General features: G+C 29.9%; 14 protein-coding genes. 11 read left to right on the top strand and 3 right to left on the bottom strand.

The window, feature by feature from the left end; genetic code table 4:
• Positions 1–4: 4 nt before the first annotated feature.
• From EXC51_RS00975 to EXC51_RS00940, 8 genes are all read left to right on the top strand, one after another.
• On the top strand, positions 5–415 hold the full coding sequence (locus tag EXC51_RS00975; protein WP_129620115.1) for a hypothetical protein: 411 nt from the start codon (positions 5–7) through the stop codon (positions 413–415).
• A gap of 27 nt (positions 416–442) precedes the next feature.
• On the top strand, positions 443–847 hold the full coding sequence (locus tag EXC51_RS00970) for a preprotein translocase subunit YajC (protein ID WP_129620114.1): 405 nt from the start codon (positions 443–445) through the stop codon (positions 845–847).
• A gap of 2 nt (positions 848–849) precedes the next feature.
• Positions 850–1,614 (top strand): 2-dehydro-3-deoxy-D-gluconate 5-dehydrogenase KduD, encoded by a 765-nt coding sequence (kduD, locus tag EXC51_RS00965; RefSeq protein WP_129620113.1) that lies wholly within the window; start codon positions 850–852, stop codon positions 1,612–1,614.
• Positions 1,599–2,222, top strand: coding sequence for a bifunctional 4-hydroxy-2-oxoglutarate aldolase/2-dehydro-3-deoxy-phosphogluconate aldolase (locus tag EXC51_RS00960; protein ID WP_129620112.1), 624 nt, complete (start codon positions 1,599–1,601; stop codon positions 2,220–2,222). The genes kduD and EXC51_RS00960 overlap by 16 nt, the downstream gene beginning before the upstream one ends.
• On the top strand, positions 2,200–3,201 hold the full coding sequence (locus EXC51_RS00955; protein WP_129620111.1) for a PfkB family carbohydrate kinase: 1,002 nt from the start codon (positions 2,200–2,202) through the stop codon (positions 3,199–3,201). The genes EXC51_RS00960 and EXC51_RS00955 overlap by 23 nt, the downstream gene beginning before the upstream one ends.
• Before the next feature lie 4 nt (positions 3,202–3,205).
• Positions 3,206–6,994 carry a sugar isomerase gene (locus tag EXC51_RS00950; RefSeq protein WP_129620110.1) on the top strand — a complete coding sequence of 1,263 codons (3,789 nt, stop codon included), beginning with the start codon at positions 3,206–3,208 and terminating at the stop codon, positions 6,992–6,994.
• Between the two features lie 4 nt (positions 6,995–6,998).
• Positions 6,999–7,595 carry a hypothetical protein gene (locus EXC51_RS00945; RefSeq protein WP_129620109.1) on the top strand — a complete coding sequence of 199 codons (597 nt, stop codon included), beginning with the start codon at positions 6,999–7,001 and terminating at the stop codon, positions 7,593–7,595.
• Positions 7,596–7,691: 96 nt separating this feature from the next.
• Positions 7,692–8,120: a hypothetical protein gene (locus EXC51_RS00940; RefSeq protein ID WP_129620108.1), complete on the top strand. Its 429-nt coding sequence runs from the start codon at positions 7,692–7,694 to the stop codon at positions 8,118–8,120.
• 64 nt (positions 8,121–8,184) lie between these two features.
• On the opposite strand, the gene EXC51_RS00935 is transcribed toward EXC51_RS00940, so the two are convergent.
• Positions 8,185–9,813: an IS1634 family transposase gene (locus EXC51_RS00935; protein ID WP_129619975.1), complete on the bottom strand. Its 1,629-nt coding sequence runs from the start codon at positions 9,811–9,813 to the stop codon at positions 8,185–8,187.
• Between the two features lie 111 nt (positions 9,814–9,924).
• Between EXC51_RS00935 and EXC51_RS00930 the strand changes: the two genes are divergently transcribed.
• Positions 9,925–14,370 carry a lipoprotein 17-related variable surface protein gene (locus EXC51_RS00930; RefSeq protein ID WP_129620107.1) on the top strand — a complete coding sequence of 1,482 codons (4,446 nt, stop codon included), beginning with the start codon at positions 9,925–9,927 and terminating at the stop codon, positions 14,368–14,370.
• Between the two features lie 37 nt (positions 14,371–14,407).
• Here EXC51_RS00930 and EXC51_RS00925 read toward each other — a convergent pair whose 3' ends face one another.
• Positions 14,408–15,283 (bottom strand): N-acetylmuramic acid 6-phosphate etherase, encoded by an 876-nt coding sequence (locus tag EXC51_RS00925; RefSeq protein WP_129620106.1) that lies wholly within the window; start codon positions 15,281–15,283, stop codon positions 14,408–14,410.
• A gap of 171 nt (positions 15,284–15,454) precedes the next feature.
• Here EXC51_RS00925 and EXC51_RS00920 point away from each other — a divergent pair, with 171 nt between their 5' ends.
• The gene (locus EXC51_RS00920; protein ID WP_129620105.1) at positions 15,455–16,111 is read left to right on the top strand and encodes a deoxynucleoside kinase; all 657 of its coding nucleotides are present in this window, start codon (positions 15,455–15,457) and stop codon (positions 16,109–16,111) included.
• A 204-nt stretch (positions 16,112–16,315) separates the two neighbouring features.
• Positions 16,316–16,810 (top strand): thermonuclease family protein, encoded by a 495-nt coding sequence (locus tag EXC51_RS00915; RefSeq protein WP_165001807.1) that lies wholly within the window; start codon positions 16,316–16,318, stop codon positions 16,808–16,810.
• Between the two features lie 21 nt (positions 16,811–16,831).
• Here the strand turns inward: EXC51_RS00915 and EXC51_RS00910 are convergent, their stop codons facing one another.
• A complete protein-coding gene (locus EXC51_RS00910) occupies positions 16,832–18,046 on the bottom strand; it encodes a DUF2179 domain-containing protein (protein ID WP_129620103.1) in 1,215 nt (404 codons plus the stop codon).
• Positions 18,047–18,057 lie beyond the last annotated feature (11 nt).

Here is an 18,057-nt window from a genome sequence, read left to right as displayed (position 1 = left end):
TCACATGACATACAATATTTTAATTTTAGGACATTCAAAATATCCAGAAGGAACTAAGTCATTCTTAGAATTTGTTGGTGGATTCGAAGAAGGAATTGAAACATTCCACATCAGCAATGAAAACCCAATTGAAAAAGTTCGTACAGAACTTGAAGCATACTTTGCAAAAGGAGAACCTACAATTGTTACGTGTGATCTTCCAGGTGGAAGCCCACACGTAACAATTGTGGATCTTCTTGCTAAAAAATCAGGAAACAATGTTCTTGTTTATGCAGGTCTTTCACCAGCATTGATGTTAGATATTACATTTAAAGCAAGAATTATCGGTGCTGCAGATCACAATGAAATGGTTGCATACTGCAAAGAAAAATTTGAAAACTTAAACCGTTTCTCAATGCAAAACATCTTCAATTAATCAATAAATAGATAGGAGTAAATTAGCATGATACACGCATTTTTTGAACAAGCAACTCAAGCTGCTAGCGCAGCAACTAATACAGGAGGAAATTATTCGCCTTTATTAATCGCCTTTTTTGTGCTTGGTGGAATTTTTGCCTTCTTATTTCTTGCATTTGTAATTTGTCAATTATTCGTATTTCCAATTCTTAGAAAGAAAAAAATGGAAAAGGATGAAGAAACCAAATTAGCTTTACTTAAAAAAATCAAACCTGGAGATGAAGTTTTACTTGCATCAGGTATTTTTGGGGAAGTTACAGAAAAACAAGGACAAATTTATTTCATTAAAATCGCAGATAAAACAGTTGTGAAAGTAAACCGTAATTACATCATCGGTTACTTTAATGAAAAAATTGCACAAGAAGTTCATGCTAATAAGAAAGGTAAATAAAAATGTTTAATTTAGATTATTTTTCTATTAAAGACAAAGTTATCATCGTAACTGGTGGTAACACAGGTCTTGGACTTGCTTATGCTAAAGCTTTAGGTAATGCAGGTGCTAAACTTGTAGTTAGCCACTTTGATGCTAACGTAACAGAAATTCAAGAATTCTGTAATTCAAATAATGTTGAACTTTTACTTGTTCAAGGAAACTTAACTCTTAAAGAAGATGTTGACGCACTTGTTGAAAAAACATTAGAAAAATTCGGAAGAATTGATGTTTTAATTAACAACGCAGGAACAATTATTCGTGAACCACTTCTTGAATATTCAGAAACATCATGACACAGAGTTATTGACATTAACTTAAACGCTGTTTGATTCTTAAGTCAAAAAGTTGCTAATGTTATGAAAAAACAAGGTGGAGGAAAAATTATTAACGTTGCCTCTATGCTTGCTTTCCAAGGTGGAAAATTCGTACCAGCATATACAGCAAGTAAACACGCTGTAGCTGGACTTACAAAAGCTTTTGCTAACGAGCTTGCAAGCGAAAACATTCAAGTTAACGCAATTGCTCCAGGATACATTGAAACAGCAAACACAGCACCTATTAGAGCTGATGAAAAAAGAAATGCTGAAATTTTATCAAGAATCCCAGCAGGGCACTGAGGAAAAACTGAAGAACTTATGGGAACAATCGTATTTTTAGCATCTAAAGCTAGTGACTATATTAATGGAGCAATTATTCCAGTTGATGGAGGTTGATTATCACGTTAGATAATCTTATTACTAAATTATCACAAGATAAATTAGTAGCAGTAATTCGTGAAAATAGCTATCAAAAAGCTTACGACAATATAGTTGCTGCCATTAGTGGTGGTGTTAAACAAATCGAAATTACACTCACTTGTCCAGAATATGTTCGTATTTATCGTGAAATCAAGGCTATTTATCCAGAAGTTTCACTTGGTTTTGGAACTGTAATTACAACGGAAAACCTTGAAAGCGTTAAAAACGAAAAACCAGATTTTATTGTTTCTCCAATTTTTAATGAAGAAGTTCTTGCTTGATGTAACGCAAACGAAGTTTTATATATTCCAGGAGTATTTACCCCTAATGAAGCTTTAAATGCTTATTTTAAGGGTGCAAAAGTTTTAAAGGTATTCCCTTCAAACACTCTTGGTCCAAATTACATTTCAGCTTTAACTAAAGTGTGCCCATATCTTAAATTTATGCCATCAGGTGGAGTTAGTTTAGAAAACTGTTTAGATTGACTTAAAGCAGGCAGCATAGCTGTCTCTGTTGGTGGAAATTTAATTTCAGGAAGCACTCCAGAAGAAAAAGTTCAAAGTGCCAAAGCATATGTTACCAAAATTACAGGGTAAACTTCTTTCAATTGGTGAAGTCTTAGTTAGACTTTCTACATCAAAAAATAGTTCATTAGAAAGCAACCAACTTAATTTTTATGTTGGTGGAGATTCTTTAAATGTAGCTTCTAACGTTGGAAATTGAACAGGAAGCTCAAAATATTTAACTGTGTATGATTTTAATAGCTTTTTTGCTAAAGCTATTAATGCACATTTAAAAATTAACAATGTCGAAAATATATCAATTCACTCTGAAGGTAGAGTTGGAACTTATTACACAATCGACAAAACCGATTTTAATAACTTAAAAGTATTTTATGACCGTAAATACAGCTCATATGCACTTATTAAGGATCTAGAACCTAAGTTTGAAAACATCTTAAAAGATGTTGCTATTATTTATGTTTCTGGAATTACAATCGCAATTAATGATGCTTTTAATGCTTATTTACTTAAGTTATTAGAGCAAGCCAAAAGCAAAAATATAACAATTGTATTTGATTTAAATTACCGTAGCAAACTTTGAGATAGCTTTGAGCAATTTAAAGAGGTTTCACAGCCATTTGTGGCTCTTAGTGATGTAGTTATTGGTTGAATTGAAGATACTTACACACCAGTAGTTGGCGAGATTTCAAAAGAGTATTTTGCAAATGCAGTATCACAAATGATTCAAAACTATCCAAATATTAAAGTAGTAACTACGCCATTTAAATTCAAAAAAGATGATAAAGCTCATGTTAAAGGTCTTTTATATAAAGATGGTCAATTTTATGAAACTGATTATGTTACATATAATGACAAATATCCAATTGGTTCAGGTGATTCATTTGCGGGAGCATTTTTAAGCTCACTTCTTAAAAACTTGGATAATGAATCAATTATCAAAAACGCTCGTAATGCTTATGCAATCAAAAATATCTTTGAAGGTGATAACAACAACGCTTCATGAGATGAAATCACTTCAGTTGCAAATAAATCAAGCAAAATAGAAAGGTAAGATTATGAAAAGAAAAACTAAATTATTTTTAAGTCTTTCTGCAATTTCTCCAGTTGCTATTGCTGCTACTACTATTTCATGTACTGATAATACAGGTGTTACATATAAATGAAATAAAGCCAATGTCTATGGAGTTCCTATTCCAAAATATGCTAAAGACCTTCAAAAATACATGACTTATACAAAAAACGAAGAAGCTGTTGCTTCAGTTAATGCTATAGTTGCTGCAAATGTAATCAACGGTGTTGATGCTAATGAGAAAATGAAAATGCTTTATTCATACTTATACTGAGATAATGAAGAAGTACCTTCAGATTTCCAATACATTCTTGATGCAAGCACTCTTTCAAAACAAGAGTCTCAATTAGATGTAATGCAACTTTTAGAAGAAAAAACAATTAAACAAGCAAATGATGAGCAAAATCCAGATAAATTTATCTCATTACAAATGCACGATGAACTTTTAGCTAAATATAATGGAGCTGCGAATAATAAAAAAGATGCAGTAAAAGTTGAAATTCTTGAAACAATTAAAAAATACTCAAGAACTTTATATGTGTATATTGAAGCTAGAGATAAATCAGGACTTAGCGGTGAAATGACCGTTAAAATTGATGGGTTTAAAAAATACGAAATTCTTACACTTGAACAATACAACAAAATTGTTAATAACATTTTAGTTTCACAAGGAACAGCTTATTTAAGTGATGAATACACAAGTGGTGATACACCACTTTCTAACCTTGATGAAAAATCAATTAAAGACCTTAATAACGCAATTAGCTGATCAGATAAAATCATCAAAAAATACAATGTAGGTGTTTTTGCAAAAAACCCACTTGCAAACTTTTACTATGCATCAACTTTTGATAATGGTGTAACAATTGAAGCTACTGATACAGCTCAAGAAATTGCGCTTAAAAGAAAAAACCGTGAAGATTTAGCAATCCAACAAGCTAATGATCTTATTTATAGAAAAGAAAAACAACAACTTAAAGACCTTGAAAAAGGAACAATTAAAGAACCCGGTTATTCAGATGCTCAGTATGTAAGAACCGCAGTTCAAAAATTACTTATTTTAGCTCAAAGTTACTTACTTGAAAGAAACTCTTCAGGTAAAGAGAACCCTTGATACCATTCAGAAGAGCTTAAAAACATCATTACAGCAATTATGGATGACCTTGCTAAAAACTACTTCTTTGAAGGGCAACAACAATTTGTTAACTGATGATTCTACGAAATTGGAATTCCTCGTGATTTAACTAAACTTATGGTTGTTCTTTTCAAAGTGTACAATGATGAACTTACTTCTAATGATAAAGCTCTTGCTTCTAGATATGAAGCTAAATTAAAATCATGAACTGGTGGAATTAACTACTTTTTACCTAACGCTCGTTATGGTGGAGCTGCAAAAACAGCTATTTTAAACTTCGTCCCAGTTACTAAAAAACGTCTTCAAACTGGTGCTAACGTTATCGATAATGCCAAGCCGATTCTTCTTGCAAACATCTTAGGTCAAAACCAAGACAAAATCAATGATGCAATTGAAGCTTTATATGACAACTTATTTAGAGAATTTGTTAATCATTTAGATGGATTCTACTACGATGGTTCATTTATCCAACACGATAACCTTCCATATACAGGAAGCTATGGTGAAGTGCTTTTCACAGGTATGGCTGACATTGTTTCATACTTTAAAGGAACTGTTTTAGATCTTTCAGAAGATAGACGTTTCCAAAAACTTTACCAATTTATCGAACTTTCACTTATGCCATATATGTATAAAGCTTCTATTTCAGATGGTTTAAATGGACGTTCAATTGCTCGTGATAATTACTCAGATAAGCAAAAAGGACTTAACATTTTAGGTGCTTTAACATTCTTTGATGATGAATATGCTCCAATTGCTTACAGAGGAAAATTACGTAAGTTCATTAAAGAACAAGTTGGACACTTTAGTGCTGAAGATATTGACAAAATTGGTGGAAAATATAAAGTTAGATCAGTGTTTATCACAAGATTAAAAAGATATACTGATGATTATAAAAACAACAAACCAAATGAATATTTAGCTGATTGAACTGATAATCAAGCTGAAGTTGATGCAGCTAGAGCTGCAATTGATTGAAGATACTACGAAACAATTTATAACTCAGAATACAAACAACCATCAGCAAGTGCATTTAACGATAAAACTAAACCAAATGTTAGTGGTGGAGTTGATTTAGCGCTTGAAAATAATGGAATGGTATTTTCAAAAGCACAAGATCGTTATGTTTGAAAACACACAAATGAAAATGGTGTTAATGACTTTATGATTAACATCGCATTCCATGGAAACAAAATTGGATTTACTGAAGCTACTTTAGGTGAAAACGTAGATTCATATTACTACACAGATGGTGCTGTGCTTCTTCATACTGAAGCAAATAATGAACCATATGCTGATAATTTCTACTTAACTGTAGAACGTGATAGAATTCCTGGAACTAGTGTGTTCCACGCAACACAATTTGATGACATTGATAGATTCGAATTTAATAAAGACATTATTTCTAAATATGGAGTTAATCCAGAAAGATGAAAAAGTGATGTTCCTGCTGAACAAGCAGCTATTGAGCAAGCTAAAAATGCTTACAACACAATGCTTAAAAATCTTGAAAATAAACGTAAATTTATTGAAGAATCTATCTCACTTAGAACCAATCATTCATACAACAATGGTATTTTAAAAGATGGTCTTGGATTTGTTAAAGCTCGTGTATCTAACTGAAATAATTCACTTGCTACCTACAAAGCATACTTCATGATTGATGGTCAATTAATCGTTGTTGGAAATGTTGATCAAAATGATAAAGATGCTAAACGTCCAACTGCAGATGGAAAAGGTATTTTCACAAACATTGAAGTTAGAAAATTAACTAAAGATGGTTCACGTACAGATGGTAATATTTCACTTGAAAAAGTTAAATTAAATGATAACAAATACCTTCAAAATTACATTATTAGAGATAACATTTCTAAAGAAACTAATGCATACATGATCTTAACTGGTAAAGAGGAAAATATTGAAGCTAGAAAAGCAACAAATTCTAAATACGCAGTGATTGCAAATGATACGTTAACGTTACAGAAAAAACCTGATAAATTATCAAATGATTTTGTATACCTTGCAATGAAACACGTGGATGCAGCTAGCGAAAAGTTTGCTTACTCACAAATTCCAAACTATGATGCAAGTAAATTAGATAAGTACAAAAAAGTTCTTAACAACTTTGAAATCCTTACAAACAATCGTGATTACATCGTGGCAAGATACACCAAAGGAAGTGAGAAATACTACTTTGTTTCTTCATTTGTGGAACAAATTGAAGCTAGAGTTAGATTTGGTGTAGATCAAGAATACAAAGAAAAAACCGAAAAAGGAATTGATATTGACGGAATTGGAAAAATTCACTTCTTTGAACCTACAACAATGGTAATTAAAGTTAAAGATGATAATTCTTGAGAAGTAGTTAGCTCATCAGATTACTCAAGCAAAAACTCATATGTAATCTTTGGCGCTGATATTGAAGTTCAATACGGATCAAAACCAGATTACTCAGATGCTGGAGTAAGAAAAGTAACTAACCCAAAAATTAAATACGCAAATATTAAAGATAGTGCTGAAGTATTTGCTTCACCAGAACTTAAGGGTATGAGAGTTGATATGTACAACTCAATTGCTGATTACAATGGTGAAAAACACAACGTGTGATTTAATGTAAAAGTAAGACAAAAAGGGGGATAATATTATGTCAAAGTCAAAGAAACTTGTTAAATTAACATTAGCAACATCTTCATCAATTTTAGCAACTAGTTTATTTTTCGCTTCATGTGATTTTAAATCAGTTAACCAAAATAGTGGTGGAGATACTTGATCATTACCTTCAAATAAACCAGGTCTTGATACAAAAGTTGAAAATGAGTACGAAAAACAATCAAAAGCAATTGCTATTGATTCTATTTTCAAAAACATCAAACTTAATTTAACAAAAGCAAATAAAACACCGATTATTGATTTTGTTAAAGAGTACAACAAAACCTTTAAGTCTTCAACAAACAAATTACCGTTCAATCGTGATAACGATACTGATGCAATTGATCAATCATACATCAGCAATTCAGCACTTTTAATACAAAACACATTACCAAACTTTGTAACTAACGAGAACAAATTATTTATTTCTTTTTACGGATACTACACAACTGCCGAAATTGTTAACTCAAAATTAAAATTAAATTTTTATGTAGTTGATCTTTCTAAAAAACTTGAAGGAAACGAAAAATACGATATTAAATCAACTTCTGTGACTTTAGATTATCCAAACATGGAAGGATTTAAAGAGTAAGATGCTAAACTTGAATTTGTTAAAGTAGGTCTTAAATCTGAATTTGATAAAGCTACAAAATCAGCTGATTTTGTAAAAAAAGAAGATCTTACTTTTATGTACAACGGAGCTGATATTTCAAGCGAAGTTGCTAATTTAGCTCTTACAGTAGTAAATAACACAACCTTAAAAGTGTCATTCAAAATTAAAGATGGTGAAGGCGCTACTGAAAATACAAAAGAAGTTGAAATTGGTGGATTTGCTGATTTAGATGAAGCAGGTAAACTTGCTGTTGCTCCTGAAAAAATTAAACAAGCACTTGCAAATATTGCGCTTGGAATGTCAGATAATAGCAATATTGAACAAGCTAAATCAATCCGTGAAAACATTACAAAATTCATTTTAACTACACAAACTGAAGGGGTAAATGTTTTAGAACCTTCATATATGATTTCACCATTTACAGGTAAAGTAAGAGCACAATTTATTTTAGAAAACGAAGGAATCAAACTTTTATTCCTGAGTTTCCAAGTTGAGACACTATAAAAAACGAATACAGCTATAAATAAGGTGTATTCGTTTTTTTACATTTAAAATTACACACATAGAATTAACTCATACATGCGATGAAATCTTTATAAATTTTTATATTTTCTTTGTGGTTTTCATCCAAATCATTAATTATTTCTTGTACCACTTTTCCATTTACTTCTTTTTTTGTTATAGTCATCATTCTTAATGAATCCACAAATAAATCTAACGTCACTTTTTGTATTTCTCCATTGATTTCATAATATTTCTTTAATTTATAAAGACAGTATTTTAAAACAACAAGAGCAATGAAACATAATAAAAGATGTGCAAGTATATGCTGTTCATTATGAACAAAAACAGGTCTAACTTGTAAAGAAGATTTTAATGTTCTGAAATTTTCTTCTACTTTTCATTGTTTTCTGTAAATTTCATTAGCTTTTTCTGGTGTTAAATCTAGAATATTGGTTTCAATAATGTAAAAACCATCTTCAGATTCTTTTTTCTTAATTTTCTCTCAATTTAATTTACCCACTGTTTTGCCATCAATGTCCATATATTTCTTTTTATATTCTGGAACTAAAGAACTAAGTGGCAGTTCTCCATTTACAGTTTTCTTATTCAATTTATCAATAAAATTATTTCTTTTTAATTTATCTAAAGTCTTTTTCCCAGGACTGAAAAACACACATCATTTTCTGTATTTACCATTAAATCTATTTTTATTTCAAACAGATTCAACAATTTGTTCTTTTCAAAACATTTCATCTCTAAAAACATAATGTTTGTCTTCAAGAATGAATTTTTTCATCCCAATACTTAATGTATCTAATCTTTTTTGGAATATATATTTAATTCCTTTTTGTTCTAGGAAACGTAAGTTTGCGTTGTTATTTATTCCACGATCTGCAACTATTGTAATATCCTTTATTTTATAGATTGATTGAAGTTCTAAAACGAAGGATAACATTGTTTTACCATCAGCCGTGTTACCTGGGAAAACTTTATAGTGTATTGGTATTCCGTTTTCGTCTACAGCCATTGCTATGACTACTTGATCTTCATTGTGTTTTCCGTCTTTTGAAAAACCGTTTTTTCTCATCCCTTCTCTTGTAAAGCTTTCAAAATAAACTGTTGTGTTATCGAAGTGAATAACTTTATTATTGCGATTTGTAAATTCATTTATTTTTTGAAATAAATTGACTAAAACAGAGTTCTTATTTTCAAAAATAACATCAAGATAGTTATATATTGATGATTTTTTAACATTAATATCATTTATAAAATCGCTTTTATTTTTATATTGTGACATATAGCTTCTTGGAAGGATAATTCTAGTTGCTATGAAAAATTCCAAAACCTCTTCTAACGATTTATGTTTACTTTTTGGCAATACTGAAAATAAATCTAATTCTTTAATAACTTTATAAATTAAATCAACTCCAATATTTTGGATACTTGTTTTTACAGAAGTGGGTTTTAATAATTTAAAAAATTCTTCTTTTGCAATAGCTTTATCTAAAGATGTATCTACTTTTTTTGCTATTTCTTTCATATCTTCAATTGAAGATAATCCATACTTTTCTTTGATATCTTCTCAGTATCCTAGACCAACCTGATTTCCATAACCTTTTTTAAAACCTTTAGAAATAGCTAAAACTAAATAATATTTTCCATTTTGTTTTTTCTTGCATAAACTGTAACTCATGCTCTTATTATATCATTTTATGTGTGTAATGTAAGTAAAAAAACATTTTTTTCTTTAGGTCATATATCTTTGATATATGTATAAAAAATAAGCCTAAAAAATAGGCTCAACTTGGAAACTCAGGAAGTTGAAATTGGTGGATTTGCTGATTTAGATGAAGCAGGTAAACTTGCTGTTGCTCCTGAAAAAATTAAACAAGCACTTGCAAATATTGCGCTTGGAATGTCAGATAATAGCAATATTGAACAAGCTAAATCAATCCGTGAAAACATTACAAAATTCATTTTAACTACACAAACTGAAGGGGTAAATGTTTTAGAACCTTCATATATGATTTCACCATTTACAGGTAAAGTAAGAGCACAATTTATTTTAGAAAACGAAGGAATCAAACTTTTATTCCATAAAGAATTCCAAATTCAAAAACAAAGCGATGGAGATGCTTTATATAATAAATACCTTAATATTTACTCAAGAATTCACGATGCTAAATCTAAAGATGCAAAAATTGTTAGCTTAAAAGACAAACTTTTAGCTTTTATCAACAAAGCAGATAAAACAGCTGAAGAAGTTGAAATTGCTAAAGATAAAGTTGCAACATACTTCTATGTTTTAGGCAAATACGAAGAATTTAAACAATTAGCTTCATATAATACACCAATGTACAAAGATGAAGCCCAAAAAGTTCGTGACTTCAACAATGAAAAAACAGTTCTTAGCTTAATTTTCCCCGAACTTAAAGGAAACCTTTTAATCCTTAACTGACTTAACCAAAGTGAGACAAGTGATCAAAGTTTTAAAGTTGAAGCTTTAAAAACTTTCCTTGAAGGATTCTTTGAAGATCTTTTAACTAAATACTACTACGGAAATACAGTTGAAGGTAAAGTTCAAGAAGAATTTGGGCCATATGGACTTTGATATATTTCAATGCCTTCATATTTAGCTAGAAACTTAGCAAATAGAAGCGGAAGCTTTTCGAATGAACTTTTAACTAAAGGTGCAAAAGTAATTAACTACTTTGTGAGTGACTTTACTAAATATTCACCACTTCCACAAAGTAAAATGACTTATGGACTTAAAAACGTGGATAATCCAAGTCACGTTGCGGAATTAATTATTGCTAAAATGTTTGCTCTTATGCATGATCAGTCAACTGAAGAAACATTTGTCTTTTACAAAGAAATTGTTGCAGCATACCATAACTTAATTGATGCAGGTAAATTTGCTAAAGATCAATTTGACAAAAACTTCACAAACAACATTAGAAACATTTACAAATTAATTCAATTTAACCAAGAATTTTACACTAACTACAATGACCTTGCATTTGCAGTTAGCGAGCTTGGTGATAAATATGTAACCTATGGAAATGCGCTTTATGAAACCTATCTTGGTTCAAATGATGTATACACTGCAGTTAAATTCCTTAAAGCTGCTGAAACTTTAGCTGGCTTAAATACTTTCTCAAGTTACTTTGATGAACAAATTCTTCATAGACAAGATAGAGTTAATAATCTTAGCCTTAATCCAGAAGAATTTGGAACTGATATTGATGCTTATGTTGCTAAATTCAATAAAACATTTAATGAAAAATCATTCTATAATGAAGCTAAATTTACAGAATACTATGTAACTAAAAAATTAGTTACTAACGGTGAAACATTTGTAAACAAATACGAAGACTATCAAATTTCAGTAGCAAAAGGTGAAGGAAACAACTTAGTTGTTACTTTAAAAATTAAAGATAGAACTAACGATTTATCACCAGTAATTGAATTTACAAAAACTCAAGCATGAGTTAAACAACAAGTTTCAGAATTTCCAGCTCACGAAGTGCATCACGGATATGAAAGTGCAGAGTCAAAAGCTAATGTTCTTCCTTCAAGTGTTACAACAGAATCACTTAACTTAAGTGCTACAAATGGCGTTACTGTTGCTGATGTAGTGTTAGTTCCAAATGATTTAGAAGGAAAACTTGTAGTAAATTACAAAGAAAGATATGAACAATTAGAAGAAGCTAAATCACTTACAATTGAAGGATTCTTAACAACACAAGCTAAATTAAATTCTATTATTAATAACGAAGCAACAACAGTTACATTAGAAGAAGGGTACAATAGATCAGAACACCTTTCAAGTGAAGTTCAAAAAGATAATTTAACATTAAAGCTTAGCGATGATACTTATGGTAATTCAGATTTAACCTTAACTGCAAATGTAGATGAAGCTAAATTAACTGTTACAATTAAACTTTCAAAAGATGGTGTAGAAGCTACTAAAGATGTTGAATTTGATGGATTTAAAACACCAAGTCAAGAAGATGCAGCTAAATTACAAGTAGCTCTTGATAGTGCTAACGTAACATTAACTGATGAAACTTCAAAATCAACTAAATTAGCTTCAAGTGTAACTGAATCCGATTTAACAGTTACATATACAGACTCAGAAAACGCAATTACAAAAGAATTATCATTTAATGCTGACGATAAAACTGGAACATTAACAGTTACTTTAAAACTTACATACAAAGGTCAAGAAAAAGCAAAAGAATTTCCATTTAATGATTTCTTAAAAACACAAGCTAAATTAGATGCTATTATTAATAGTGCTAAAACAAAAGTTGAATTAAATTCTACATATCAAAAAGCTGAGCACTTTGCAAATGAAGTGCAAGAAGCAGATTTAGTTGTAACTCTTAGTGAAAATGGCTTTGGAAGTACATCATTAGAATTAACTCCAAATCAACAAGAAGGAAAATTAAGCGTTAAACTTACACTTACAAAAGATGATTTAAGTGCAAGCAAAACAATTGAAATTTCAGGATTCAAAACTGAAGATTTTGCTAAAAAATTAAAAGAAGCTATTGATAGTGCTTCTGTAACATTAACAAGTGAAGAAGGTAAATCAGATAAATTAGCTTCAGAAGTAACTGATGGTGAATTAACAGTTACATATACACATTCAGATGATAATAACATTACTAAAACATTAACACTCGAACCAAATGATGTTGCAGGTTCATTAAAAGTTACTTTAAAACTTGCGCTTAAGGGACAAGAACAATCTAAAGAAGTTACAATTACTGGATTCCAAACAACAGAACAAAGAATGGATGCAGATTCTAACAAAGTAGCTTTAGCTTCAAGTGATTCAACTACAGGAATTGAAAATATTGAACTAATTAAACCAGATGAAGTTGCAAAATTAACATTAACTGCTCCACAAGGATATAGCATTAGTGGTCAAACTATTACAGTTAAATCTATTTACTCTTCAACAGTTAATTATTCATTCAAATTAACAAAAGGTACAGTTGAAAAATGTTACTCATTTGAAAATGTAAAAGTAAATGATTTAGGTCTTGATACAATGAGAGAAAAACTTGTTGATCAAATCCTTGTTAATACAGCTAAAAAAGCTGTTGCAAAAACATATGGCGCTGCAAATGAAACTGATAAAAAAGTTGTGCAAAAATTATTTGAATTAAAAGAAAAAACAAACCCTAATGAAGAGGAAACAAAAGTTATTGCTAATCCAGTTGCCTTAATGGTTTATGCAGTTGCTGAAGCTAAATCTGACAATACAGGATTAACAGAAGCTAAAAAACTTTTAGATATCCCAAGAAACGAAGATTCAGCAAGAAACAAAGAAGCTTTAGAAATTATAAGAAAAGTTGCTAGCCAATATAACAAACTTGCAAACCTTCTTGTAAATGGTGATCAAAACATTCAAGCTGAAAAACTAAAAGAATTTATGAATACTTTTATGGATAAATTCTTTACAGATTATTACTATGCTCCTAATGGAGATGATATTCAAAACGATGCAAGTGCTAGTGGAGAGTATGCAGTATGAATGACTCAAATACCAAACGACTTTAGCGAAAGTTTTGTATATGGATTAAAATTATATAAACCAAATGTAGTTGAAAAATTTGCTAAAACAATTAATTACTACATTCCAAATATTGCTTTTTATAACAAAACTCCAAACGGTCAATTTGCATGAAATAGTGGTAAATTCATTAACGACCCAAAACATATGAGAAATATTGTACTTCCTAAATTAATTGCACTTACATTTACAAAAGAATCAGACAAAATTAAAGAATCATTCGATAATTTAGGATTATTAATTGAAGAATTAATTAAATCAGATAAATGATTCACAGATAGTACAATTGACACTCAAAGTAGTACTTATAACCCAGTTGACTTCATTCGTTTACTTACAAACTTTATCCATGTAGATTCAAAAGTTGAAGATAAATACATTGAAGGACTTAATAAGTTATTACAACACGTTGCTACTTTAGTTGCTGATGGAAAATTATTCTCAAAAGACAACCTTAAAGCAAATACAGATAAAGCTCAAAAATCAATTGAAGTTCTTTCATTATTACTTATTGCAGAAAACCAAACAAAAGATAAAACTCTTGGTAATGCAATGAAAGAATACCTTAAAGACACACAAGCATCAGAATTTGCTAAATTATCAAGTGTTTTAGGTTGATTACAAAATAAATTCAAAACCATTCTTACAAACAATGGAAACTAATTAAAGATAAAAACGAGAGCATAAAAAGCTCCCGTTTTTAATTTTGATAATTTTTGGCATATTTAGCTTTAGCTTTATCTAAGGATAATTTGTCTAAAATCATATAAAGAGAAATTACGACATTGCGAGTAACATTAAAAGATTTTTGAGCTTCTTCATATGAAATTTTAGCTATATCTGCAATCATATTAATGCATCTTTGCTCAAGTTTTAAATTGTTTGGAACTACATTAACCATGTAGTTTTCTCTAACATAACCAAGCTTTGTCATAAGTGAAGTCGTTAGGATGTTACATACCATTTTTTGAGATGTAGCAGCTTTCATTCTGGTTGATCCTGTTATAACTTCTGGACCTGTGTTAATGAAAATTATATGATCTACTTTAAAGTCGCTAATTTTGGTGTTAGAATTGCAAATTAAAGCATTTTTGCATCCAAGCTCTTTTGCATATTTAAGGCCTGAAATAACATAAGGAGTTCTTCCTGAAGCGCTTAAACCTACAATTACATCTTTATTTGTAACATTAAGCTCTTTTAAATGATCAATGATTTGCTCAGGACTATCTTCAAAGCCTTCTAGTGGTTTATATAAAGCCTCTGTTCCACCAGCAATTAGAGCGAAAACTTTATCTTTAGCTCCAAATGTAGAATGAATTTCAGTTGCATCTAAAGAACCAATTTTACCGCTAGTTCCAGCCCCGATGTAAATTAATCTTCCACCAGCTTTAACTTGCTTATATAGGGTATCTATAAGCTTTGCAATTACCCTTTTTTGCTTTTGGATTTCATTAGCAATAAGCGAATCTTCTAAAGCAATAGTTTCAACCATTTGCTCAGTTGAAAAAGAAGAAAAGTTTTTGCTACGAACATTTCTTTGTTCAGTAGCTAATGCAGCTATTTTATTTTTAATCATATCTATTGACCTCTTGAAAATTTATATACATATAAATTTTAAGTTTTATTCAAAAAATCTTTTATTTTTGAATAAAAAATTACCATTTTTTATCATTTAATAACTTTTGCTTTCAGTTAGTGATATCATTTTTATTATTTATTGATTTATATTTAACAAAGGAACTTTAAAATGACAATTGCAATTAGCGGAATGACCAGTAGCGGAAAGAGTAGTTTAACGTCAAATTTACACAACCATTTTCAAAATTCATTAAGATTAAATGAATTTGAAGAAGACGATGAAATGTTTTACACAATGTTAAAGTGACATTTGGATCATAAACCACATGCAACTTTAACGTTTGAAACTTACATTATGGCTTCACATGTAAGGAACTTAAGACAGCTCAAAGAAGAATTTGAAAATAAAAAAATGAATCCTCAAAAAGATTTTATTTTCTTAGACCGTTTTTCAGTTGAGCATTTAATTTTTGGAGAAGTAGCTTTTAACGACATTGACCCTGAAGCTTTTGAAGTATATCAAGCTGCAACTAGCAAATTAATTAACAAAGATGCATTACCAGATTATGCAATCTTCCTAGATTTAAGCTTTGAAAGTTTCAAAGAAAGAATTTTCGAACGAAACCGTAAAAGCGAAATTGAAAGTTGAGACAGCAATGAAGAATATTGAAAAAGACTCCATGGACTTTACAAAGTAACTTTTGAAAGACTTTGTAAAGAATACAATGTTAAATACTTTATCGTTAATACAGATGGACTGAAAAAAGAACAAACATTTGAAAAAGTATTAAACCTTATCAAAGAAGAAATTATCAACAAAGATTAAAGTAGGGAAAAAGTCCTACTTTTTTCATAATTTGATTTTTTATGCCTTTTGCTAATGAAAAACTTATATTGATAATGGGTGAATATGTGAAAGTTATTAAGAAGAGTATTTTTGATATTGTGTAGTTTCGGATCTTTTCTGCTTTGTGCTTGTGATTTTGTTATTTACCAAAAGGTACAAAGCACTAAGTTAGAAAAGGTAAAGATGCTCAAAGCTTTAGACGGAGATACTGCTAAAATAGAGTTAAAAGGCAAAACTATAACAGTGAGATTATTTGCAATTGACACTCCTGAGACATTAAAACCTGGAATTAACGATGAAGAAAACTTTGCCCCGTATGAAAATGTGTGAGGTGAAGTAGCTAAAAAAGAGTTGATGAAGCTAATAAAAAGCAATAGCAATAAAGATATTTTTTATCTGAAAATATCGGCAGATAAGTATCATAGGGAGGTTGGTATTTTGTTTTTTAAAGAAAGTTTGGATATAAAAGATTCTATTAATTATTATTTAGTAACTAATGGTTTAGCAAGAGTAGCTTACTTTTCTTTTGATAAGTGAAAATCACCTTTTTATTTAAAAAATGAGCAACAAAGAATATTTGTAAAAGAACTTTTAAATGCACAAAGTCAAGCTTTAAACAACAAAATGGGATTTTGAAAAGCAGGGTTAGAGAATGTCTTTGCCAAGGAATGAAAATAAAAATTCGCCTTAGCGACGAATTTAAAATTTTTCTTCTGGCAAGTACACGTGTCCATCAATACTTGTAACATCCGATACTGAAATAAAGGCGTTTTTATCAACTTTTCTAACATCAGAAATTAATCTTAGAACATGTCTGAAAAGTGCAATTGAAGTCACAACATTAATATCTGATCCTTTAAATCCACCTTTAGCTCTGAAGATTGTAATCCCAGTAACAATTTTTCTATCGTTAATAATCACCTTTTGAACTTCTTGTCATTTTTGTGAATAAATTTCTAATCTAACAAGTTTGAATTTAGGATAAAGCTTGTTAAGTGTAAGTATATACACAACATTAGTAAGAATTGTAGCTATAAAATTAGGCGATAAATATAATTCAAAGTTTCATGCTCTTGGATCATTTGCGTCTTTAAGTACAATTGAACCAGGGAGATATGATCCTATTCCGACACAAATTAAGACAATAATAATGTTCATATATCCAGAAATTGAACCGAAAGATTTTTGTTTTGTATTTGCGTATCATTCACCAATAACACCTGTAACACCTGCTGTACCACCAATAATTTGGATGATTGCAAAAATTCAAGCAAGTAAATAACCATATAAAATTGAATAAAGCATTAATGAAATAATGTTACCACTATCTTTATAACTTCATGAAAGAGGGATTAAATCACTTAATGGTTTTTGTCATTCAGTAAGATTATCTTTAACATCTTTATTGCTAAAATCCCCAATTAAATACACATCATTTGCCCCTGGAATAAGACCAATTGAAAATGAGACAACAGATGAGACAACCAAAAAGATAACTGTTAAATTAGTAAATAAAGAACCGATTTTTTTATAACCAAAAATAAAAATAGGAATACTTAAAATAATGTACGCAATTCAGAAAATGAATTGGTCAATTAAATTTCTTACCTGAGAAGACATTGAACCTTCTTTGATAAGAACTTTTGTTAATCTAGCAAATGATTGCCCAAAAGCAGCTAGACCAAAATTATAAATACCAACGTTTTTAACTAAAAACACGCTAATTACACCAAAAAATATGGCAACAGCAATTGTGATTAAAACAATTTTGTATAAAGGCATGTTGGTATAAAGTGAACTAAGTTTAAGACCAAAATTAGACATTTTTGTTCTTTTATAAATAGTGTTTTTCTTAACTATATGATTCGAAATTTTAGAATCATTGCAGTTTTGTTCTTCTATATTTTGTTCCATAATTACCCCTT

Origin of the sequence: Mycoplasmopsis gallinacea (assembly GCF_900660495.1) — a bacterium.
GTDB classification, from domain to species: domain Bacteria; phylum Bacillota_I; class Bacilli_A; order Mycoplasmatales; family Metamycoplasmataceae; genus Mycoplasmopsis; species Mycoplasmopsis gallinacea.
Note: the sequence above shows the minus strand (reverse complement) of the source record. Positions and strands in the feature narration are given on the sequence as shown.